The organism is Amedibacillus dolichus DSM 3991 (genome assembly GCF_000154285.1).
Classification (GTDB): Bacteria; Bacillota_I; Bacilli_A; order Erysipelotrichales; family Erysipelotrichaceae; genus Amedibacillus; species Amedibacillus dolichus.
Genome location: NZ_DS483477.1, coordinates 328,525 through 350,423 on the forward strand (window position 1 = coordinate 328,525; position 21,899 = coordinate 350,423).

At 36.7% G+C, this 21,899-nt stretch carries 18 protein-coding genes, 1 tRNA gene and 1 riboswitch; of the genes, 16 read left to right on the forward strand and 3 right to left on the reverse strand.

Features of this window, described 5'->3' with window-relative positions; genetic code table 11:
• Positions 1 to 166: 166 nt before the first annotated feature.
• From EUBDOL_RS08815 to EUBDOL_RS08830, 4 genes are all read left to right on the forward strand, one after another.
• Positions 167 to 1,450, forward strand: coding sequence for a hemolysin family protein (locus EUBDOL_RS08815; RefSeq protein WP_022420356.1), 1,284 nt, complete (start codon positions 167 to 169; stop codon positions 1,448 to 1,450).
• Positions 1,451 to 1,460: 10 nt separating this feature from the next.
• On the forward strand, positions 1,461 to 1,925 hold the full coding sequence (locus EUBDOL_RS08820; RefSeq protein ID WP_004800591.1) for a RidA family protein: 465 nt from the start codon (positions 1,461 to 1,463) through the stop codon (positions 1,923 to 1,925).
• A 171-nt stretch (positions 1,926 to 2,096) separates the two neighbouring features.
• Complete coding sequence (locus tag EUBDOL_RS08825) at positions 2,097 to 2,516, forward strand: competence protein ComK (protein ID WP_004800592.1); 420 nt, start codon at positions 2,097 to 2,099, stop codon at positions 2,514 to 2,516.
• Positions 2,517 to 2,562: 46 nt separating this feature from the next.
• Positions 2,563 to 3,672, forward strand: coding sequence for a DNA recombination protein RmuC (locus tag EUBDOL_RS08830; protein ID WP_004800593.1), 1,110 nt, complete (start codon positions 2,563 to 2,565; stop codon positions 3,670 to 3,672).
• On the opposite strand, the gene EUBDOL_RS08835 is transcribed toward EUBDOL_RS08830, so the two are convergent.
• Positions 3,669 to 5,372, reverse strand: a complete 1,704-nt coding sequence (locus EUBDOL_RS08835; RefSeq protein ID WP_004800594.1) for an asparagine synthetase B family protein — start codon at positions 5,370 to 5,372, stop codon at positions 3,669 to 3,671. The genes EUBDOL_RS08830 and EUBDOL_RS08835 overlap by 4 nt on opposite strands.
• A gap of 124 nt (positions 5,373 to 5,496) precedes the next feature.
• Here EUBDOL_RS08835 and EUBDOL_RS08840 point away from each other — a divergent pair, with 124 nt between their 5' ends.
• The 10 genes from EUBDOL_RS08840 to EUBDOL_RS08885 all read left to right on the forward strand — a co-directional run bounded on the left by EUBDOL_RS08840 (position 5,497) and on the right by EUBDOL_RS08885 (position 18,721).
• Positions 5,497 to 6,360, forward strand: coding sequence for a YitT family protein (locus tag EUBDOL_RS08840; RefSeq protein WP_022420359.1), 864 nt, complete (start codon positions 5,497 to 5,499; stop codon positions 6,358 to 6,360).
• Positions 6,361 to 6,391: 31 nt separating this feature from the next.
• Positions 6,392 to 6,475, forward strand: a riboswitch (ZMP/ZTP riboswitch).
• A gap of 112 nt (positions 6,476 to 6,587) precedes the next feature.
• Positions 6,588 to 8,846 carry a formate C-acetyltransferase gene (gene pflB / locus EUBDOL_RS08845; RefSeq protein WP_004800596.1) on the forward strand — a complete coding sequence of 753 codons (2,259 nt, stop codon included), beginning with the start codon at positions 6,588 to 6,590 and terminating at the stop codon, positions 8,844 to 8,846.
• A 52-nt stretch (positions 8,847 to 8,898) separates the two neighbouring features.
• Positions 8,899 to 9,648, forward strand: a complete 750-nt coding sequence (gene pflA, locus EUBDOL_RS08850; protein ID WP_004800597.1) for a pyruvate formate-lyase-activating protein — start codon at positions 8,899 to 8,901, stop codon at positions 9,646 to 9,648.
• Positions 9,649 to 9,827: 179 nt separating this feature from the next.
• Positions 9,828 to 11,705 (forward strand): glucosaminidase domain-containing protein, encoded by a 1,878-nt coding sequence (locus tag EUBDOL_RS11875; protein WP_004800598.1) that lies wholly within the window; start codon positions 9,828 to 9,830, stop codon positions 11,703 to 11,705.
• 16 nt (positions 11,706 to 11,721) lie between these two features.
• Positions 11,722 to 13,083 carry a cadherin-like beta sandwich domain-containing protein gene (locus EUBDOL_RS08860; RefSeq protein WP_004800599.1) on the forward strand — a complete coding sequence of 454 codons (1,362 nt, stop codon included), beginning with the start codon at positions 11,722 to 11,724 and terminating at the stop codon, positions 13,081 to 13,083.
• Positions 13,084 to 13,177: 94 nt separating this feature from the next.
• The gene (locus EUBDOL_RS08865; RefSeq protein WP_004800600.1) at positions 13,178 to 14,155 is read left to right on the forward strand and encodes a zinc dependent phospholipase C family protein; all 978 of its coding nucleotides are present in this window, start codon (positions 13,178 to 13,180) and stop codon (positions 14,153 to 14,155) included.
• 212 nt (positions 14,156 to 14,367) lie between these two features.
• Positions 14,368 to 15,213: a PRD domain-containing protein gene (locus EUBDOL_RS08870; protein WP_040463683.1), complete on the forward strand. Its 846-nt coding sequence runs from the start codon at positions 14,368 to 14,370 to the stop codon at positions 15,211 to 15,213.
• Positions 15,214 to 15,303: 90 nt separating this feature from the next.
• Positions 15,304 to 16,902, forward strand: coding sequence for a PTS transporter subunit EIIC (locus EUBDOL_RS08875; protein WP_004800603.1), 1,599 nt, complete (start codon positions 15,304 to 15,306; stop codon positions 16,900 to 16,902).
• Between the two features lies 1 nt (position 16,903).
• A complete protein-coding gene (locus EUBDOL_RS08880; protein ID WP_004800604.1) occupies positions 16,904 to 18,226 on the forward strand; it encodes a 6-phospho-alpha-glucosidase in 1,323 nt (440 codons plus the stop codon).
• Positions 18,227 to 18,286: 60 nt separating this feature from the next.
• On the forward strand, positions 18,287 to 18,721 hold the full coding sequence (locus EUBDOL_RS08885) for a PTS sugar transporter subunit IIA (RefSeq protein WP_004800605.1): 435 nt from the start codon (positions 18,287 to 18,289) through the stop codon (positions 18,719 to 18,721).
• A gap of 273 nt (positions 18,722 to 18,994) precedes the next feature.
• Here EUBDOL_RS08885 and EUBDOL_RS08890 read toward each other — a convergent pair whose 3' ends face one another.
• Both EUBDOL_RS08890 and EUBDOL_RS08895 read right to left on the reverse strand, forming a co-directional pair.
• On the reverse strand, positions 18,995 to 19,675 hold the full coding sequence (locus EUBDOL_RS08890; RefSeq protein ID WP_040463685.1) for a peptidoglycan-binding domain-containing protein: 681 nt from the start codon (positions 19,673 to 19,675) through the stop codon (positions 18,995 to 18,997).
• A gap of 159 nt (positions 19,676 to 19,834) precedes the next feature.
• A tRNA-Gly gene (locus EUBDOL_RS08895) sits at positions 19,835 to 19,908 on the reverse strand.
• 620 nt (positions 19,909 to 20,528) lie between these two features.
• Here EUBDOL_RS08895 and EUBDOL_RS08900 point away from each other — a divergent pair.
• Entirely contained in the window at positions 20,529 to 21,125 is a 597-nt protein-coding gene (locus EUBDOL_RS08900; protein ID WP_040463687.1) for an SOS response-associated peptidase family protein, read from the forward strand.
• 1 nt (position 21,126) lies between these two features.
• Positions 21,127 to 21,867 carry an ABC transporter permease gene (locus tag EUBDOL_RS08905; RefSeq protein ID WP_004800611.1) on the forward strand — a complete coding sequence of 247 codons (741 nt, stop codon included), beginning with the start codon at positions 21,127 to 21,129 and terminating at the stop codon, positions 21,865 to 21,867.
• Positions 21,868 to 21,899: the final 32 nt, after the last annotated feature.

Consider the following 21,899-nt stretch of genomic DNA (forward strand, 5'->3'; position numbering starts at 1 on the left):
GTAAAAAAATATACCTATCCAAGCAATTGAGAAATTATGGAAAAAAAACAACGAGGTGATTGTTGGCATTGTGATTGAATTTTAAAAAAAATCGTTTATAATAATGCTAAGGCGAATACGTCTGCTAGTGATGATTTAGGCAAACGATTAAAGGGAGTGGTTTTACTTGGACGGGTCGCAAATAGCGTTAATTATTGTATTATTGGTGTTGATTGCTTTATCGGCAATGTTCTCATCAACGGAAACGGCATATTCTTCCGTAAGCATCATTCGCTTGAAGCAGAAAGCGAAAAGTGGGGATAAAAGAGCGAAAAAAGCATACAGCATATCCAAAAACTTTACTGCTGCGATAACAACAATTTTGATTGGAAATAACATTGTGAATATTCTTGCTACCTCTATTGCGACAGAATTGTTTATGGAATTATTCGGTTCTGCGGGTGTTGCGGTGGCAACCGGTATTATGACAGTTTTAATTCTATGCTTTGGAGAAGTAACTCCGAAGATTGTTGCGAAAGCGAAAGCGGACAGTGTTGCACTGCTTATGGCAACTCCTCTATCTGCGCTTGTGTGGCTATTTCGACCAATCAGTATCGTCGTTGAGAAAATCGAAGAGCATTTTGAAAAGAAAATGAATGTTGAAAATGTAACAGCAACGGAAGATGAGCTGTTGGAGATTGTTTCAACGATCGAACAAGAAGGCGTGCTTGAACAGGAAGAACGTGAACTTATCGAAAGTGTGATCGAATTTGATGATAAAAACGTTCATGATATTATGGTTCCGAAAGAACGCGTAGTGTTTTTGTATGACAATGCAACCTTTGAACAATTAAAAATGGTATTGAAGGAGCATAAGCTTTCAAGATTGCCGATTATCTCTTATGAAACAACTGAGGTTGTAGGTATTTTACGTGTACGTGATGTACTTGATGCCTTGTTGGAAGATAAAGAAATCGTTATTGCGGATTTGATGCAGCCTGCGACACGCGTATCACAACGTAAAAAGCTTCCATCGGTATTGGAGGATATTCAAAAAAGTCGTGAGCACATGGCAATTGTTATGGAGAGCAACAATTCCAATGTGTTTGTGGGGATCGTTACCTTGGAAGATGTGTTGGAGGAGCTTGTCGGTGAAATCTATGATGAATATGATACGCTTCCCAACCATGTTGTAGAAATCGGGCATCATACCTTTATGATTGATGCTAAGGTATCCTTAAAGGATTTCTTTGATACATATATTGATGATCAGGATTGTCCGAAAACAAATTCACGCAGCTTTGCGGCATGGGTGTATGAGCTGAACAATTTTCGTAAGGTACGCAAGGGACGTGAAATCGAATTTGAAAATTTTGCGATGAAGGTTTTGGATACCAAAGAAGGTATGGCGACCAAAATAGAATTGCAGGTATTCTCGCCAAGCGAGGACGAATTGTTAGATATTGATTAGGAGGTATAACATGAACGTATTTTTAAAAGCTATTGAACCAGAGAATGCGCCTAAGGCATTAGGTCCTTATTCACCGGCCGTAAAATTAGGAGACTTTGTTTATCTATCCGGACAAATTCCTTTGGATCCGAAAACCGGTGAAATTGTAGGTAGTACGATTGAAGAACAGACACATCAGGTAATGAAAAATATCCAAGCAGTGCTTGCGGATATGGGATTGGGTTTGCGTCATATTGTAAAAACAACAATCTTTATGAGCGATTTAGCGAATTTCGATAAGCTGAATGAAGTGTATGGTTCTTATTTGGAAGAACCATATCCGGCAAGAAGCTGTGTGCAGGTGGCGCGTTTACCAAAAGATGTTTTGGTGGAAATCGAGTGTATTGTTATTGATACTTTAGTTTATGAAAAACAGTTGGCTGCACAAGAGCAAGGCTGCGGTGGCGGCTGCTCAAGCTGTGAAGGCTGCTGCTAAGAAAAAGAAAGTTGTATAAGAGCAGAGTGAGGGAATCACTTTGTTCTTTTTTATCACGGAATTCAATTTACTTTGAATGAAGCCTTAAATACTATCTTTTTTGTTTACTTTTATGAAAAGAGGATCAAAATATGATATAAAGATAGCAAAAGATAGATAGTAGGGGGTTGTATGATTTATTGGATAAAAAGCAGTGATTATCAAACAAGTACGATAATTATGAAAAAAGAGGGCAGTGTGAAGTTGGAAAATATGAGTCCGTTACAATTTCTTGATGCATGGTGTTTGGAATATGGCAGTACCTATGAGGGACGCAAGAGGGCTTTGCAGAAGCATTTACAAATTACGCAAAAGGTGCCGATTTTGATTTCCGAGCAAACCAAGGACTTTATGTTTCCCACCTGTGCGATTCATTGTGATGGCTGTATTTGGATCAATTATCGCTTTGTGGAAGAAGTGAAACGAAAAGAGGCAAAAACCTTAGTGCGTTTTTTCGATGATTCTGTGCTTTTGCTTGACACCGATATTCGCTCGATTCGTCGTGAATTGAAAATCTGTGAGCGTTATCTTGCTTTTTTGCGCTTTGCATAAAGGAAGCAGGTAATGGTATTTTGGATAAAAAGTAGGAGTGATAGGAATGGAAATTGTAATGCTTGCTTTTATGCTTGTATGTATCGTTATTTTGATTATGGTCGTTTTTATGACGAAATCGAACAAGCAAAACGGAAATATGAAAGAAATGCTTTTAGAAAGTGAAAAGCGTCAGCAGGAGGCTTTGTTTGAAACGCAGCAAAAGTTACAGGAGGCCATAGTACAGTTTCAGACGACTATGACCAATAGCGTTAAGCAGGATTTGGCGCATCTGAATGAAACAACAACTCAGCATTTATATACTATTCAAAAGGGTGTAAATGAAAATTTGAGTGTAGGCTATGATAAAACAAGCAAGGTATTTTCACAGGTGTTGGAGCGTATGGGAAAGCTTGATGAAAGCCAAAATAGCCTGAAGGAGCTTTCGATGTCGATTACGCATTTGCAAAGTATCCTTACCGATAAAAAAACACGTGGAATTTTCGGAGAGATTGAGTTGTATTCCTTATTGGAAACAGCAATGGGAACTGATGAAAAACGGTATGCTAAACAGTATAAATTAAGCAATGGCAGCATTGCAGATGCGGTTTTATTTGCCAGTGAGCCTTTGCGTATGATTGCGATTGATTCTAAGTTTCCGCTTGAAAATTATAATCGTATCATGCAGGAAGATATTTCGAAGGAAGAGAGGAAACGATTGCAAAACGCTTTTGTTTCCGATGTAAAGAAGCATATCAAAGCGATTGCGGATAAATATATTATTGCGCATGAAACGGCAGAATTTGCATATCTTTTTTTACCGGCGGAAGCCGTTTTCTCCTATATTCATGCGAATTGCGATGCACTGGTGCAGTATTCCTATGAGCAAAAGGTATATCTTGTTTCTCCGACGACATTGATGGCATATATTACGGCAATCAAGGCTATTTATTTAGGAGTTCAGCGAAATGAAAATGTGGCGCAAATTCAAGACGCCTTAAAACGTTTACAGGTAGAATTTGACCGCTTTGAGAAACGTTATCAAAGTGTTTCCAATGATTTTGAAAAGGTATATCAGGATATGAAGCTGGTATCTATAACCGCAAATAAGCTATTGACACGTTTTAAAGAAATCGAAGCAGTAGAATTGGATAAAAAGAAGGAAAGCTCAAATTAACGGCTTTCCTTTTTGACAATGATATGATATGTTTGAATCCATTCATGAATTTGATAGATATATGCTAAAAGCTGTGGACCACTCATAAGCTGGCCATAAAATGGAAGGGAGAATGAGGCTCCTTTGGTTTCGATGAGTTGTTGTAGAGCTGCTTCATCAAACAATTCATGTAATGGACTGCTTGAATCTTCTAAACATTCTTTTAGCTTAGCGGCGATCAGTTCACTGTATAAAGGATTGTGTGTTTTGGGATAAGGGTTTTTCTTACGATGGGCAATACTATTTGGAAGTTCATTTTCAAAGGCCTTTCGTAAGATTCCTTTTTCTTCGCCGTTGAGGAATTTCATTGACCAAGGGATATTATAGACATATTCCAAAAGTTTAACATTGGCAAACGGTGCGCGTATGACGATATTGGCAGCAGCTCCCATAAAGGCTTGCCGAGTGATTAAGGTTTGCATGAACCAATGCAGAACTAGAACACAGTGCTTTCTGTAACGCAGATCATCGGCAGTATCACTTGGTAAGGTATCTACAGTATGCAGAGTATTTTCATATTCGCTTTGCAAAGCTTCGAAATAGGAGCTGTCTTGCAAATCTTTATGCAAGAGCTGAATTCTTTCCTTACTGCTTCGAAGCCAAGGGAATCCCTCGATATCTCTTAACTCCTCTCGATAAAACCAAGGATAGCCGCCAAATAGTTCATCACTGCACTCACCACTTAAAATAATCTTGTCTTTTTGCGCAACTCGTTGGCAAAGCCAAAGCAAAGAAGCATCAACATCGGCCATACCGGGAGCACATCTTGCCTGCATGGCTTGGTTTAAGTAGTCCATTAAAGCCGTCTGCGTGATCGTAAGGCTGGTATGTGTGCATGGATAGCGTTGAAGCATAGCATCAATATAATCATTATCTAGGGATACTTGGTATAGATTCTTTTTAAAGCTTTCGCTGTTTCCTTCGTAATCTAGGGAATAGGTACGCCACTTTTTTTTGCTTTGAGCACATACTGCCGTGATGATGCTGCTGTCTAATCCACCGGATAAAAAACTGGCATGTGCGCCGCGCATTTGTTTTTGAATAGAAGAGGTTACCATATCATGAACCTTTTGAATCGTAGTAGTCAGATCATCGGTATGCTTTTTTGCTTTCAAATGGTAAATACGCCCGGTTGTCAGATGGTTCTTTTTGATTTCTAGCATAGATCCCATAGGAAGTGTGAAAATACCGTCAATTAAGGTATGTCCTTCTCGTATACCGGGACCAAAGGCAAATAAATCAATAATTCCTTCTTTGGATAGGATGTTAGGCTGTTTGCGAATAGCCAACAATAAGGAAAAATGATTTGCGAAAAGGTAGCCTTCACTGGTTTTTGTATAATAGAGCGGGCATAAGCCGAGGGGATCGTTTATTGCCAACAGATGATCCATACTTTTTATAAGAAAGCAATAGCTTCCTTCCAAGTGCTTGATTGCTTCTTTTCCCCACAGCAGATAGGCGAATAAAAAGACATCTTCCTGTTGCATCGGTGTTGGGAAATCATGCTTTAAAAGCTCATACTGAATTTCCTCACGATTGTATAATTCGCCAATCGACCATACATCAAAGGGAATGCCATGATATACAAGATGACGTTGTTCACTGGTGATGGAAGAATCTAAGCTTCCGTCATTATACATGCTTATAAGCATTGTTTTCATAATATCGTTCTCCTTTACCTTTTATTCTATGTCAAAACTATAGGTGGTATGCTACAAGAGTTTTTTTGATTTATTGCAGTTGTAAAGAAAACGTGTATAATTAAGTGCATGAAAGGTTGTAGGAATGATGAGAAATTGGGGTAAAAGGGATATTGTATCCATTGCATGTGTTGTACTTGGTTCATTGCTCTTGGCATTGAACATTCAATCCTTTGTAGGAACCGGAGGTTTATTTCCCGGCGGCTTTACCGGACTTACGGTGTTAATCCAACGTAGCTTTTTAAAGTTTGGAGGAATAGAAATTCCATATTCGCTTGTAAACTTTGCATTAAATGCTTTTCCTGCCTATATCGGTTATAAAACAGTAGGGAAAAAGTTTACGATGTATTCGATAGCAGTCATTCTTTTATCGGGAATGTTTGTGGAAATCATACCGCCGATTACGATTACCGAGGATATTTTGTTGGTAACGGTATTTGGAGGAATTTTACAAGGAATCGCCTTAGGTGTAACACTTCGGGGGAATGCCAGTACCGGAGGTACGGATTTTATTTCTATGTGGATCTCGCAGAAAACTAAGCAGCCGGCTTGGAATTATATTTTGGGTATGAATGCGGTGATGCTGGCGGTAGCCGGTTATCTGTTTGGCTGGGAGGCAGCTCTGTATTCGATTATTTTTCAATTTTGTTCAACACAAATTGTAAATTATGTGCATGTTCGTTTCAAACGAATGACATTGTTTATTGTTACGCGCAGTCCGGATTTGGTAATTGAAGAAATCCATAGCTCAACTCACCATGGAGTAACTCGACTTGAAGGAATCGGAACATATTATGGCGAGCCGCGTACCGTTTTATATACGGTTGTGGAAACCGCCAATGTGAAGGGATTGGTAAATCGTATTCATGAATTGGATCCGACTTGCTTTATCAATGTTTCAAAGTCAGAAGCAATTGAAGGAAGATTTTATCAAAGACCGATTGAATAGGTTGACGCAGAAGTTTAAAAATGGTACATTATAGATGTTATATGACTGACGGATAAAGTGGAAATGACCACAGGAAGTATAATGTTGATAAAAGCCGACCGTCTGGGCAGAAAAGTCCGGTTTAGGTGCGGCTTTTCTTTTTATAAGCAGAAGGTTTGAAATAATGTATAAGCTTTGAAAATGCCGGCTGCTTATACTATAATAAAATCAAATAAGGAGGAATTGCAATGACAAGTGTAAATCGCAAAGAGTGGGAAGGCTTTGAAGGTCGTCTTTGGAAGGAAGAAGTCAATGTTCGCGACTTTATCCAAGCCAACTACACACCCTACGATGGAGATGAAGCGTTTTTAGCAGAGCCGACAGAAGCAACTAATCAGCTATGGACAGAGTTGCAAAGGCTGCAAAAGCAAGAAAGAGCAAACAATGGTGTTTTGGATATGGAAACTGAGGTTGTATCTTCTTTAACTTCTTATGGTCCGGGGTATATTTCGGAAGAATTGAAAGATTTGGAAAAGGTAGTAGGTTTACAAACGGATAAGCCGTTAAAGCGTGCCTTTATGCCATATGGTGGTATTAAGATGAGTGAAGAGGCTTGCACGACCTATGGTTATACACCAAGTGAAAAACTGCATGAGATTTTCCATGAATACCATAAAACACATAACGATGCGGTATTCCAGTGTTATACTCCTGAGATGCGTTTGGCTCGCCGCAACAAAATTGTAACCGGACTTCCGGATACGTATGGTCGTGGACGTATTGTCGGTGATTATCGTCGTGTAGCATTATATGGTATTGACTATTTGGTTGAACAAAAGCAAAAGGATTTAGCAAATTGTGGTTGTGGCATCATGATGGACGATATCATTCGTCAGCGTGAGGAATTGGCAGAGCAAATCAAAGCCTTGAAGGGCATGAAGGAAATGGCACAGATTTACGGCTATGATATTTCCTTACCGGCAAAGAATGCGAAGGAAGCTGTGCAATGGCTGTATTTTGGCTATTTAGCGGCTATTAAGACACAAAACGGTGCGGCAATGTCTGTTGGTCGTGTATCGACATTCCTTGATATTTATATTGAACGTGATTTGAAAAACGGAACAATCAGTGAAAAAGAAGCACAGGAATTGATTGATCATATGACAATGAAATTCCGTATGGTGAAATTTGCTCGTATTCCAAGCTATAACCAATTGTTTAGTGGGGATCCGGTTTGGGCAACCTTGGATTTGGCAGGGCTTGGTATGGACGGACGCCACATGGTTACCAAGAGCGATTATCGTTTCTTGCATACCTTAGAAAATATGGGACCGGCACCGGAGCCGAATTTGACAGTGCTATACTCTTCTCATTTACCGGAAAATTTCAAAAAATACGCTGCGCGCATTTCAATTGATACAAGTTCTGTGCAATATGAAAATGATGATGTAATGCGTCCGGTATGGGGTGATGATTATGCGGTTTGTTGCTGTGTCAGTGCTACGCAAACCGGTAAGGAAATGCAGTTCTTCGGAGCACGTGCAAATCTAGCAAAATGCTTGTTGTATGCTATCAACGGTGGTGTTGATGAAAAGACAAAGACACAGGTAGGACCGGAATATGCACCGATTGCATCTGAGTATTTGGATTTTGATGAAGTAATGCATAAATATGATATCATGATGGATTGGTTATCCGGATTATATGTTAATATTTTAAATCTGATTCAATATATGCATGATAAGTATTATTACGAATCTTCATTGATGGCTTTGATTGATACCGATGTACGAAGAACCTTTGCGACCGGTATTGCAGGATTCTCTCATGTAGTGGATTCGCTGAGTGCTATTAAATATGCTAAGGTAAAGTGTATTCGTGATGAGGACGGAATTGTAACAGACTTTGAAGTGGAAGGTGATTTCCCACGTTATGGTAATGATGATGATCGTGCTGATGATTTGGCAGTTTGGCTGTTGAAAACTTTTATCGAAAAGGTTAAGAAGCACCATACTTATCGTGATTCCGAACCAACAACCTCTATTTTGACGATTACCAGCAACGTTGTATATGGAAAAGCAACCGGTGCACTTCCCGATGGAAGAAAAGCGGGAGAACCTTTATCACCGGGAGCCAATCCTGCGTATGGAGCAGAGCAAAACGGTTTATTGGCAAGCTTAAATTCGGTTGCAAAGCTGCCTTATGAATATGCTTTAGATGGAATCAGCAATACACAAACCATCAATCCCGATGCCTTAGGACATGATGAAGCAGAGCGTGTTAATAATCTTGTAAATGTCATGGACGGCTATTTCGATCAAGGGGCTCACCATTTGAATGTGAATGTATTTGGTGTCGAAAAATTGAAAGATGCTATGGAACACCCGGAAAAAGAGGAATATGCGAACTTTACGATTCGTGTATCCGGTTATGCGGTAAAATTTATTGATTTAACCCGTGAGCAGCAACTCGATGTTATTTCAAGAACCTGCCACGCAAGCTTATAAAACAACGAAGTAGGTCTGTTTGCAGGCCTACTTTTCGAAAGGAAGGAAAATCATGAGTATTAAAGGAAGTGTACATTCGATTGAAAGCTTTGGTTCGGTAGATGGACCGGGAGTGCGTTTCGTAATTTTTTTGAATGGTTGTCAAATGCGCTGTAAATATTGTCATAATGTAGATACATGGCAAATGCAGGAAGCAAATATGACAAGTGATGAGCTGTTGAAAAAAGCATTGCGTTATCGTAGCTATTGGAAACAGGGAGGAGGTATAACGGTAAGTGGTGGAGAACCGCTACTCCAAATTGATTTTGTTTTGGAGCTTTTTGAAAAAGCAAAGGCAAAGGGAGTTCATACCGTTTTGGATACCAGTGGAAATCCTTTTACAATAGAGCAGCCTTTTTTTGATAAGTTACAAAAGCTTTTGGCAGTAACGGATTTGATATTGCTTGATATTAAGCATATAGATGCTTTGGCACATAAGGAGCTAACCGGACAGGATAATGCGAATATCTTAGCTTTTGCAAGGTATTTAAGCGAAATTCAAAAGCCGGTGTGGATACGTCATGTGCTTGTACCCGGTATTAATGATGATGAAGCGCAGCTAAAACGTCTTTCCGTTTTTATTAAAGAGCTAAGCAATGTGGAGCGGGTTGAAGTGTTGCCTTATCATAGTCTTGGGGAATTTAAATGGGAAAAATTAGGTATTCCATATACTTTAAAGGGAATTCAAGCACCAAGCAAGGAAAGTGTCGAGAAGGCTAAGGAAATCTTATGCTGTGCAAAGTATCAAGGCTTTCGCTCATGAGGCATTTATCATGGTGTAAATTTTTGTAAAAGCTATAATTCCAAGGAGAAATATGCTATAATTTAGACGCTTTTGGAGGACAGATAGTTGGAAGGCGTTTCCAAAAGGACTCTACGCAAAGGATAGTGTTGATAAATTCGATATATGTATGAAAAGGTCTAGCAGTGAGGAGAAAGTGTATGAAAAAATTAGTTAGTTTTATCTGTATAGTATTTATTGTTATCGTTAGCTCTGCCTCTGTTATGAATGCACAAGATACGGAAGATATTGATATCGCTAGTATAACTCCTGTCGGACAGCCTGAACAGGACGAATATTTTTATATTTTAGATGAAAATGGAAATGTTGAATATGTTACGTATGATTCTTATGCGTATGATGAATCCTTAGACGCAAAGGAGCGTTCGGCTTTTCGAAATGCAAAATATCAAGTAGCGAAGATTACTGGTTATACAACATATACCGAAGCGGCAACCGGCTTAGCAGGATATACACATGGTAACTCGGCGACCGATGCAGCCTATATTCAAACCAATAGTAACGGTACCGTTCGTGTGAAGCAGGCCGGTGTGGTAATGGATATACCCAAGGCAAATGTAAGTATTGTAGATTATACCGGCAGCAATGTTTCTACCTATACAACTAGCAATGGCAAGCTTTACCATAACTTTTTTTACAATCAAACGGCTAAGGCAAGTAATTGGGTAGGGTATCAACAGGGATATATGGCTTCAAATGCTACCTATTATAGTTATGATGGACATTATTTTTATACAAAATATGAAACCATGATTGATGATTATCGTAACAATACCTATCAGCATGCCATCAACCCGAATACTCCGTATTACAGCTACTATCAATTCCTTTCACATCGTAGCAATACTGGCTTTGCGGCAAATATGTTTGACAATCGCATTATTGAGGTACAAGGGCAAGGCACAAGTTCTAAGTTAAGAAATGCCGGTAAGGATTTTATTAGTGCTCAAAATACATACGGTGTAAATGCCGGATTGATGTGGGCAGTTTCGATCAATGAGAGTGGTTGGGGGTTAAGCCAGCTTTCCTTGGAACGTAATAATTTATTCGGTCATAAAGCATACGACAGCAATGTCGGTGCAGCAGAACGATATAATAGTGTTTTGGATTGTGTGAATACACATGCGAAAACCTATATTTCTTCCGGTTACTTAGATCCAACAGATTATCGTTATCGCGGACCGCATTTAGGTGATAAGCAAAGTGGCATTAATGTCAAATATGCGTCTGATCCTTATTGGGGAGAAAAAGCAGCACAGCAGTTATATCTTCTTGCAGAACGAAATAATCGTAAAGATTATGGTTCTTATAGTCTTGGCTCTGTTAATGGAAGTGCTAATATTTATAATTCTACCGGATCCTCTAAAAAACTGCTTTATACAACAGGAAGCGGTGAAAATAGAAACCTGGATAACAATATGGTTATTATTTTAGGAGAGGAAAGAGGTAGTGATGGTGTAGTGTATTATAAAATTCCATCTGATTCAGCATTGACAGAAAACAGAGTTGCTATCAATCCTACAGGTATTTATAAGACCGGAAGAGATTATGCGTATATTAGAAAAAGTGATGTGAAGGTAGTAAGTCAAGGTTCCTCTGTATTAGATCGTTTGGGAATGCGCCAAGAGGGCAGCTATGTATTTGGTTTAAAACCGAATACAAGTGTTCAAGCATTTACACAAAATGTAAAAGCAATTGATACAAATGCTTTTGTTAATGTGAAAAATGCTTCCGGACAAGTCGTAACCTCGGGAACAATGGGAACCGGAATGACATTTACCTTAAAAGAAAATGGAGTTCTTACAACTTATACTGTTGTGATTAAAGGAGATGTAGATGGTGATGGACAAATTCGCTCCATTGACTACTCTATTGTAAAAAATGATATTTTGAATATTCGAAAGCTATCCAAAGCGTATGCGACTGCCGGTGATGTAGATGGAGATGGAAAGATTCGTTCCATTGACTATTCACTCATTAAAAATGATATTTTGAATATTAAAGACATCGTACAGTAAAAGAAAGGAAAGTTTTATGAAAAAAAGCAAAATTTTAATAGCTTTGGTTGCGGTAATAACATTAGTTACTCCAATGCTTATACATGCTGCGATAGCTCCGGGAGCAACATTTACAGCCACGGCGAATTGTGGTATTTATGAAGGGGCAGTTCGTGTCAGCGCCAGCAATGCCACTGTAACAAGTGCAGATAACTTTTTTTGTGATCGAGGGAAGCAGTTAAGAGCTACGGCGATTGCTGGTAGTGCTGGTACTGCAAGTGTTTCTTTTACTGTTATAGATGCTACAGATACCAATGCAATGCAACTTGTTGGAAATGTTAATATCGGTGGTACAAGTGTTACAGTTGCTGCTCCATCAAATAATAATGGAGGAGGTGGGGGAGGTACACAAGTACAACAACCTAGTAAACCACAAACTCCACAAAACCAACAAAATCAACAAAATCAACAGAATCCGCAAGAAGATGTAAATGATAAGCGTTCCGATAACAATAATTTGGCAAGCTTAGCAATTTCTTCAGGAAAGCTGACTCCTGCGTTTCATGCCGAAACAACTGAATATCGTGTGGAATTAGCAGCTACGGTAACAAGCATCAATATTACTGCGAGTGCCGCAGACGCAAAAGCAAAAGTGAATGGTACCGGTACGAAAGCGTTAGAGCCGGGAGAAAATAAGTTTTCCATTACGGTTACAGCAGAAAACGGTGCGGTTAAAACTTATACGATTGTAGCGGTTGTTAATGAAAAACCATTAGTTTATACAAAGTATAATGGCAAAGATCTTGGAGTTGTTCGTAATGTGAAAGATATCAAAGCTCCTAAGGATTTTGTTGAAACGACGGTTAAGTTAGATGGTAAGGAAGTTAAAGCATGGAAGAATGATGCTATGAAGATTACGCTTGTTTATTTGATTGATGAAAAGACAAGCGAGAAGAATTTTTATATCTATGATACAAAGAAACAAGTGGTTACCAATATCTTTAAACCAACTGCAATTTTAGGAAATAATGTTTATCTTGTGGATATTCCTAAGGAATTACAGACAATGGAAGGCTTTCAGTATGGAAAGGTAAAGGTAGATACTACGGAGCTAATGGGGTGGACCTTTAAAGATAAAGCATTTGATAATTATGTGGTTATCTATGTGATGGACGAAGCCGGTAAGATGCAGTATTATATGTATGAAAAAACACAAAATACGCTTCAGCTTTATTCGAAAGCAGCTCCGGTTACACAAGAATCTTATGAAAAGCTAGTTAAGGATTTAGAAAATACAAATAAGATGCAGGTTATTTGTTTAGGAGTTGCTGCTGTTTTAACAGTCGTAGCTATTGTTGCGGTCGTATTTGCGATAAAATTAAAGAAACAAGTGAAGTAAGAAAAGGGTGAGCGGATATGCTTGCCTTTTTACTTGTATGCTATATTTTTTCATGCTATTATTGAAATAGATAGGTTATAGAGGGAGATAAGTTATGCCTAATTTAATCACACATAAGATTTTTGCAGAAGAAGTTTTGAAGCACATTGATAATAGAAAAATTCGTAGAATCATTGAAAATAATCTACAATTATATGGGATTGGCAGTAATGGTCCTGATCCTTTATTTTTTTATGATGCTACTCCATGGAATCTTTTTCATGATAATTTTGTATCGCAAATTGGCAACACGTTGCATTGTGGATACGTAAATGATTTTTATATTGCAAGTTTAAAGGAAATTGATAAACAAACGCATGAATATATCAAAGAGAGAATGTTTGCTTATGTTTTTGGACATTTATGTCACTGGGCAATGGATAGTACTGCACATCCGTATATTTATTATCGTACAGGTGATTGCGTTGGTATGAGCTTGAATTATCATCATCGCTTTGAATCTGTCTTAGATGCAACAATACTGAATGTCTATCGTCAACAAACTATCAAGGAATATTATTTTCCTGATATCTGTTTATATAATCAGGAGATGCTTCAAGCTATTGCACGAATTTATGTACCTGTAGTCAAGAAAATATTTCAAATTAAACTTCCCGTTTATGCTATCCGCAAGGCATTAGATGATTGGCATAATGCTCAAAAATGGCTATATGATCCAAAACATAGGAAAATCAATCGTTGGTTATGGTTAGAAAATTTGAAAAATCAAAAATGGCAAATGTCGGGAAATATTGTTCCTAATAAAGATGAAAATGATTTTGATGTTCTGAACTTACAGATGCAAGCATGGAAATATCCATGCGATGATGCAATCATCAGTAATCAAAGCTTTATTGAGATTTTTGAAACAGCGATTGAGAAGGCAGTAAATGCTATTACTTGTGCATATTGTTATGATGGAAGCGATATCTCTGAAGAGCAATTGATGGATATTTTACAAGATCGTGCTTATGATACAGGTATGCCAGACTTTCAAGAAATGAAATATTTTAATATTGTATTCGAGAATTAAAATTTAATATTCAATTAGATATATAATCAAAGTAAAACGCTATCATTTTTTTATTTTTTTCACGATAAAGTATTGACAATCCTAAATTTAAATGTAAAATATTAGATGTAATACTTGGATTGTTACTGATGAGATCAGGCAAGACCTTTGGATTATATAATGTGATAGTATACATTGTATTGTTCATAGGTCTTTTTTGTTGGAGGGATATTATGAAAATTATTAAAATTTTCAATAACAATGCAGTGGCCACTATTTCTGATAATAAAAATGATCTTATTTTAACAGGTTCGGGTATTGGTTTTCAGAAGAAAATCGGAGATGAGGTTGATGAAAACCGTATTGAGAAACGCTATGTATATGAAGGTGGAGAAAAAGATGCAATGTATCAACTATTCTTACGTACACCTGAGGAATATTTTAAGCTTTCTCAATCCATTATGGAAAAAGCAATGGAAGAGCTAAATATATCGTTTCAAGATCAAACAATAATAGCCTTAACGGATCATATTTGTTTTGCTGTTGAACGATACGAAACAGGCACAGAGCTTCCTAATCTTGTTCTTGATGAAATAAAAACCTTGTATAAAGAGGAGTTTAAAATTGGGTTATGGAGTGTTAAGTACATTAATCAAGAATTGAAGATTGATTTACCGATTGATGAGGCAGGGTATATTGCTATGCATATTATTAACGGTGCGAATAATACCAATTCAAATTCTACAATGAAAATGATACAGCTAGTTGATGGTTGTGTTTCTGTAATTTCCGATTCATTAGGAATTTATTTTGATAAGGATAGTTTAGACTATACAAGATTGGTAACACATCTGAAATTTATGGCTCAACGTATTTTTAGTGGAATCCATGAAGAAGAAGGTTTTGGTGATAAGGAAATGATTTCCTTCTTATCCAATAAAGATACAAAGATTCTAACTTGCATTACTGCCATTCGCAATTATATTTCTTCAACGTTCTCTTACGAGCTTTCTGAAAAAGAATTATTATACTTGATGATACATATTTATAAAATTATTAATTTAATGGATTGTTACTGATTCGATCAGGCAAGACCTAAATGCAACAGATATTTTCTTTAGAAAAAAACTGTTCTTTTAGGTCTTTTATTTTAAAGAAAGGAAGATTTTATGAAAGAGAAATTTGTCAGCGCAATGCAATCGTTTTCTAAGGCGATAGTTGCGCCAGTGCTTTATTTGCCTGCAATAGGTTTAATCTTAGTTATTTGTAACTTCATGATCAATCCAAATATTGTTTCTGCTGTTCCATTTTTAGGAAATGAAGTTATACAAACGCTGTTCTCTGTTATGTATAATGGATTGATGGCTGTGTTTAATAACTTGGGTCCTATCTTTGCGATTGGTGTTGCCTTCGGTTTAGCGAAAAAGAAGAAAGAACATGCCGCACTTGTTGCATTCCTTTGCTTGTTTATCTTCTGTGCTGCTCAAAGTTCTTTCTTGTCAGCAACTGGAATGATGCATGAAGCAACAGGAAATGGACAAAGTATGATGTTGGGCTTCCAGATTGTAGATATGGGTGTTTTTCTAGGAATTCTAATAGGTGTTGTGGTTGGATGTCTGCATAATAAATATTGTGATAAAGATTTAGGTGAAGTTCTTTCAGTTTATGGTGGTACCAAGTTTGTATTCTTAATTTCAATTCCGATTATGTTAACGATGGCAATTGCTTTTGCTTATTTGTGGCCACCCGTACAGTCTTGCATCACGGCTATTGCTGAATTCATTTCTACATCAGGAGGTTTAGGTTACTTTACTTTCGGTTTCTTAGAACGTTTATTAATCCCAACAGGTTTGCATCACTTGATTGGAAGTACTATGTGGTATACTGATCTAGGTGGAGTTGCTACAATAGCTGGAGAAACATATTCAGGTGCTTGGGCAGTTGCTTTGGCAGAACTAGGTGATCCTAGTGTTACGAAGTTATCTCTAACAACTATTTTTAACAATGTAACTTTGGTAAAAGTATTTGGACTATCTGGTGCAGGATTAGCAATGTTGCATTGTGCAAAACCAGCATTGAAGAACAAAGCAAAAGCTATATATATTCCAGCAATTCTAACAAGCTGTCTTGCGGCAATCACAGAGCCGATTGAATTTACTTTCCTATTTGTAAGTCCAATTCTATTCTTGATTCACTCTGTATTGACCGGTATCTTTTTCTATCTATTGTATTTCTTCCAAATTACATGTGTTACTGCTGGCGGAATTTTTGAAACATTATTATACAATGTACCGGCAGGTGTTGCAAAAACTGGGTGGCCATGGTTCGTATTGCTTGGTCTAGTGCAGATGGCAGTGTACTATTTTGTATTCAAATGGTTCATTTTGAAGTTTGATGTTAAAATTCCCGGTAGAGATGATTCTGATGATGTGAAGTTAGTTACAAAAAAAGATTATGAAGCTGCGAAAAAGGGTATAGTAGTTGAAACAGGAAATGCGAATGATGATAATACGATAGGTAAAATGATTTATGAAGCCGTAGGCGGGATTGAAAATATGTGTAATATTGATAATTGCTTTACTCGTTTGCGTATTGTAGTTCGTGATATCACAGTCATTGATGAAGAAAAGTTGAAAGCAACAGATTCTCGTGGTGTTGTAAAAAGAGGAAATGAAATACAGATTATTTATGGTGTAAATGTAAATAAATTTAGAAAGTATTTGGAAGATTATTTAGAAGCGAATGATTTAAAAGTAGGAGGAGAATAAGATGAACGCGAAGATTATTACTATTGTTGGTGGAGGGAGTACCTATACACCAGGTGTTGTTAAAGCTATTTTATCAAAGAAAGATACATTTCCAGTAAAAGAAATTCGTGCTTACGATATTGATGAAGAACGGCAGAATGATGTAGCAATTATTGTTAATGAAGTTGTAAAGGCTACTTGTCCTGAATGTAAATTCTTTACAACAACGGATCCAAAAACAGCTTTTGAAAATACAAATTTCGTATTTGCACAGATTCGAGTAGGTAAATATGCAATGCGAGAACAAGATGAAAAGATCGCATTGAAACATGGTGCAGTAGGACAGGAAACATGCGGTTGTGGCGGATTAGCGTATGGTTTAAGAACAATTTATCCAATGGTAGAAATCTTGGATATGGTTGAAAAATATGCTGCTCCTAATCACTGGATCTTAAATTATTCAAACCCGGCGGCAATTGTTGCCTTAGCGCTTAAAAAGTTACGTCCAAATGCTCGTATCATTAATATTTGTGATATGCCGGTTGCAATTATGAATAGTATGGCAGATATTCTTCATTGCGATCCTCATGATATTAAACCTGATTACTTTGGTCTAAATCATTTTGGTTGGTTCACTAATATTTGGGTAAATGGTGAAAGCCGTTTTGCAGAATTGAAACAGCATGCTATGCAGCATGGTTATCTATGCGATGTACCTGATGAACAACACTGGGAACCTTCATGGGTGCATACATATGGAAACGTAAAACCAATGATGGAACGTTTCCCTGATTACCTTCCAAATACATATTTACAGTATTATCTATTAAGTCAGGATATTGTTGATGATTCTAATCCAGATTATACTCGTGCGAATGAAGTTATGGATGGCAGAGAAAAGACATTGTTTGATGCAATTAAACGCTATAAAGAAACTGGTGCTTATGATGATGGTATGTTTGTAGTTGGTGCTCATGGAACATTCATAGTAGATTTAGCAGAATCACTATGTAGAGAAAATGGCGGACGTTATTTACTGATTGTTAAAAATGAAGGAGCAATTGCTGATTTACCAGATGATGCAATGGTAGAAATTCCTTGTTACGTATCACCAAGAGGGATAGAAAAGATTTCGATTGGTCATATTCCTACTTTCTATAAAGGAATGATTGAACAGCAGTATGCATGCGAAAAATGTTTGGTAGAGGGAGCTATGGAAAACTCTTATAATAAAGTATTACAGGCATTTACTTTGAATAAAACAATCAAATCATCAACACAAGCAAAAGCTATTTTAGATGAAATGATCATAGCTAATAAAGCGTATTGGCCAGAGCTAAAATAAATTTAAAATTAAGACAAGGAGAATGAATATGTGGAACCTACTTAAAAAAAGAAAAAAGAAATGATTGTATCACCAATACAAGGAAAGCTGATAAATCTATCGATGGTAAAAGATGAAGCTTTCGCTAGCAAGGCGATGGGAGATGGATTTGCAGTTGAACCTAGTGAAAATAAGATTGTTGCTCCAATCTCTGGGACGATTTGTGCAGTTTTTCCAACGAAGCATGCATTTGGGATTGCAAATGATCATGCAGAGTTAATTGTACACATTGGTATTGATACAGTTAATCTTAAAGGTGTCGGTTTCCACAGTTTTGTAGAGCAGGGAGAGAAAGTAAAACAAGGTCAAGTTATTGCAGAAATTGACTTAGATGCTATTACTCAACAAGGCTATGATATTACTACGATGGTTGTTTTTACAGATAATAATGTTCCTAAACTTTTAAAGTTAAATGAATTTGTTTGTGGGGGTGAAGAAGTTGCAGAACTTGAGTAAATTAAACTTTCAATCATTTAAGACTATAGTATTAAGTGTTTTATCCTTTGCGATAAGTTATTTGTCACCTATCATTGGTATTATTATCGTATATTGTGAAAATAAGAAAAAGACAACTTCAAAGTATAAAAAAGCTGCAATAGCGGGTATTGTGCTTGCCTTACTGTTGTTTACGATTAACTATTTCATCTATAGTTTTACAGTGAAATGATAAAAATTTATTAAAAGCTTAAAAAGCCTTTCTGATTCTTTATTTAGAAAGGCTTTTCCTATTCATGGATCGATAACGGTTGGTGTTCTTCCAATTCCGACTGCTTCATCAACGAGACGTGTCCAAGTATTACAACCGGCAATTCCATCGGCACGCAGGTTGTTGTTGCGTTGAAAAGAAATTAAAGCATTTCGTGTATTGTTTCCAAATGCACCATCAAGTGTGTAGGTGTTATAACCTAATGCGTTTAAGGCATCTTGAAGAACTAGCACATATACACCACGACTTCCGATGCGTAAAGTTGGGTAGCCTGCTCGACATGCCGGAGGTCCTTGACGTTTGTCAAAGTGAACCCAGGTAGGCGTCATAGAAATTGGTTCCACATAAGACCAAACATCAAGATTTCTGGCAGTGTTGTAAATGCGATTTCTTTCTTGCTGTGTCAAGGCTTGTCCTACATCAAAAGAAACTCCGGCATAGTGTTGCGATTGTCTCCCATGTCCTCCTTCCCAAATACGTTTAAATGCGTAACGAAAAGGAATCGGCGCACCATAACTGCGCCTTGTTGCATTCCATGCTTCCATAGCAGCGGTTGTAGACCATAGGACAGTGGAACGTGAAGAACCTCGAAACTCACCGACTGTCATTGTCCGACCATATACATAAGGCATAGTGGCACTTTCGTTTAAATGGAAGATTTCCAATGCCTGCGTATCAACGTTATATAGAATGATCTTTGCCAAAATTTTTTCTCCTTTCAATTTATTTTATGGTTCTTATTTCAAAAAGAATAGGTGTTTGTTGGATATAAAAGCTTTGTGTTGAAAAGCAATCAATATATTTATGAAAGTAAAAAATATATATACAAAAAAAGCCTTTTAATAAAGGCCTTATTTATTTAATGGAGCGGGTGATGAGAATCGAACTCACGTAGTCAGCTTGGAAGGCTGAAGTTCTACCATTGAACTACACCCGCATCTTTGTTGCTTAATAAATATACTACACTTTTATTGATATTTCAATACTTTTTTTGAAAAAAATAAAAAAATTATGAATCCATAAATATTGTATCTGACATTCATTTACATTTTAATTCATTATTGTTATTTTCTCATATTATTTCTGATTTATGAATCGACTGGTAATAGTAACTTTTTTTTATTTCTTTACTGCTTTTACCATATGAATTTATTTATCTTCCTTTTCTATCGTGTTATAATAATATGCGTTCGATAAGAGAGGAAATCGTTATGGAATTTGTTGTACTTACTAAAGTTGTACTTACTAAAGAAGAATGCGCTTCCTTTTTCAATTCCTTCCATCTTCAAAATTTTGGACAGTCTGTGGAATAGATGGTTGAATAAACAAAAAATAACAGACTATAATCATGCTTATAGATTGGTATTTGAATTTTTAGAAGGGTTTTATAATACTGTACGAATTTACTTACATTCGACTATCACTCGCCTAATCAATTTGAACAAAACTATTTAAATAACGACGCTTTTTATTAAATTCTTATCTTTTAGTTGTCCGTAATCTTGACATAGTACTAGATATTCCATATCTTGCTTATAAGTGGAGGTGATTGTATTAATGTGTGGAAGATATTATTTTATGTGGAAGAATAACCAAGCTTTTCATGAATTACGAAGAAAAGTAGAACAGTATGCTCTATGTGAATATGCCAAGGAAGAGGTATTTCCATCACAGAATGCTTTGGTGTTGATTGAAGAAGGAGATAGCTATCGCCCTATAATAATGAAATGGGGAATGGGGACTTCAAATAGCCAGCTTGTAATTAACGCTAGAGAGGAAAGTGTTAAGGAACGTGTGATGTTTAGAAATGATTATAATCACCGTTGTTTGATTCCTTGTAATGGTTTTTATGAATGGGTAAATAGTACTAACGGAAAGCAGAAGATCTTAATTACGAAAAAGGATCATGAGCTAATTTATCTTGCTGGATTTTATAACAGACAAAACGAATTTGTCATATTGACTGCAAATTCTGAAAAAGAGATGCGAAGCATTCATGAACGTACACCTTTGATTGTTACACAAGATAAAATATCAGCCTTTTTACATAAAAATGTAAACCCAAAGGTTGATAATGATAATTTAAGAATACAGCAAGTTCCAATCCAACATAAACAAGAACAATTATCGTTGTTTAAAGATTTTGAGGTGTAATATGAAAAAATATAGGACGATTAGCTCTGTTTTTGTGTTATTTATTTTATGGCAATTGATTGCATCGCAAATGAATAATGATTTTCTTTTTCCTTATCCTTATGATGTTATAAATCGAATGCTAGAACAATTAGTAGATCCATCATTTTATCAAAATGTAGCATTGACGATCATACGCTCCTCGTTAGGTTTGTGTTTTGCTTTTGGTTTAGCGTTTTTATGCGCTTATGCCAGCTATCATTCTACGGTTTTCTATGATTTGTTTTATCCGATTTTGTTACTTACTCGGAGTGTCCCTAATGTTGCTTATATCATTATTGTACTTGTCTGGTTTGGATCTGAAAAGAGCTCAGCAATTGTGAGTTTCCTTATTATCTTTCCAACTATTTTTGCCTCTCTGTATCATGGATTACGTTATATGGACGAAAACTTATCTAAGGTTTTGCAGCTTTATCCGGAAAAAACAAGCTATCGACTATGGAAGGTATATATCCCATTATTAAAAACAGAGATGATTAGTTCCTTTTCAAATGGGCTGTCTTTAACGTTTAAGGTAGGCGTTATGGCTGAAATTTTAGGACAAGTACAATTTGGAATTGGCAGACAATTAAATCTTTGCCGTATCACAAGTGATATGGTAGGGATTTTTGCTTGGACCTTATGGATCATTTTAATTTTATTAAGCATTGAATTGTTGGTTCATAGCATATTTTATCTTCATAGAAAAAAGCAGGCAGATTGATACAAAATGCTGTGAAAATTAATATGACGTAT

What these genes read in the sequence shown, in the direction of transcription:
- EUBDOL_RS08820 (WP_004800591.1), top strand. Translation starts at nt 1,461, where the DNA reads ATGAACGTATTTTTAAAAGCTATTGAACCAGAGAATGCGCCTAAGGCA.
- EUBDOL_RS08825 (WP_004800592.1), top strand. Translation starts at nt 2,097, where the DNA reads ATGATTTATTGGATAAAAAGCAGTGATTATCAAACAAGTACGATAATT.
- EUBDOL_RS08830 (WP_004800593.1), top strand. Translation starts at nt 2,563, where the DNA reads ATGGAAATTGTAATGCTTGCTTTTATGCTTGTATGTATCGTTATTTTG.
- EUBDOL_RS08835 (WP_004800594.1), bottom strand. Translation starts at nt 5,372, where the DNA reads ATGAAAACAATGCTTATAAGCATGTATAATGACGGAAGCTTAGATTCT.
- EUBDOL_RS08840 (WP_022420359.1), top strand. Translation starts at nt 5,497, where the DNA reads ATGATGAGAAATTGGGGTAAAAGGGATATTGTATCCATTGCATGTGTT.
- pflB (WP_004800596.1), top strand. Translation starts at nt 6,588, where the DNA reads ATGACAAGTGTAAATCGCAAAGAGTGGGAAGGCTTTGAAGGTCGTCTT.
- pflA (WP_004800597.1), top strand. Translation starts at nt 8,899, where the DNA reads ATGAGTATTAAAGGAAGTGTACATTCGATTGAAAGCTTTGGTTCGGTA.
- EUBDOL_RS11875 (WP_004800598.1), top strand. Translation starts at nt 9,828, where the DNA reads ATGAAAAAATTAGTTAGTTTTATCTGTATAGTATTTATTGTTATCGTT.
- EUBDOL_RS08860 (WP_004800599.1), top strand. Translation starts at nt 11,722, where the DNA reads ATGAAAAAAAGCAAAATTTTAATAGCTTTGGTTGCGGTAATAACATTA.
- EUBDOL_RS08865 (WP_004800600.1), top strand. Translation starts at nt 13,178, where the DNA reads ATGCCTAATTTAATCACACATAAGATTTTTGCAGAAGAAGTTTTGAAG.
- EUBDOL_RS08870 (WP_040463683.1), top strand. Translation starts at nt 14,368, where the DNA reads ATGAAAATTATTAAAATTTTCAATAACAATGCAGTGGCCACTATTTCT.
- EUBDOL_RS08875 (WP_004800603.1), top strand. Translation starts at nt 15,304, where the DNA reads ATGAAAGAGAAATTTGTCAGCGCAATGCAATCGTTTTCTAAGGCGATA.
- EUBDOL_RS08880 (WP_004800604.1), top strand. Translation starts at nt 16,904, where the DNA reads ATGAACGCGAAGATTATTACTATTGTTGGTGGAGGGAGTACCTATACA.
- EUBDOL_RS08885 (WP_004800605.1), top strand. Translation starts at nt 18,287, where the DNA reads ATGATTGTATCACCAATACAAGGAAAGCTGATAAATCTATCGATGGTA.
- EUBDOL_RS08900 (WP_040463687.1), top strand. Translation starts at nt 20,529, where the DNA reads ATGTGTGGAAGATATTATTTTATGTGGAAGAATAACCAAGCTTTTCAT.
- EUBDOL_RS08905 (WP_004800611.1), top strand. Translation starts at nt 21,127, where the DNA reads ATGAAAAAATATAGGACGATTAGCTCTGTTTTTGTGTTATTTATTTTA.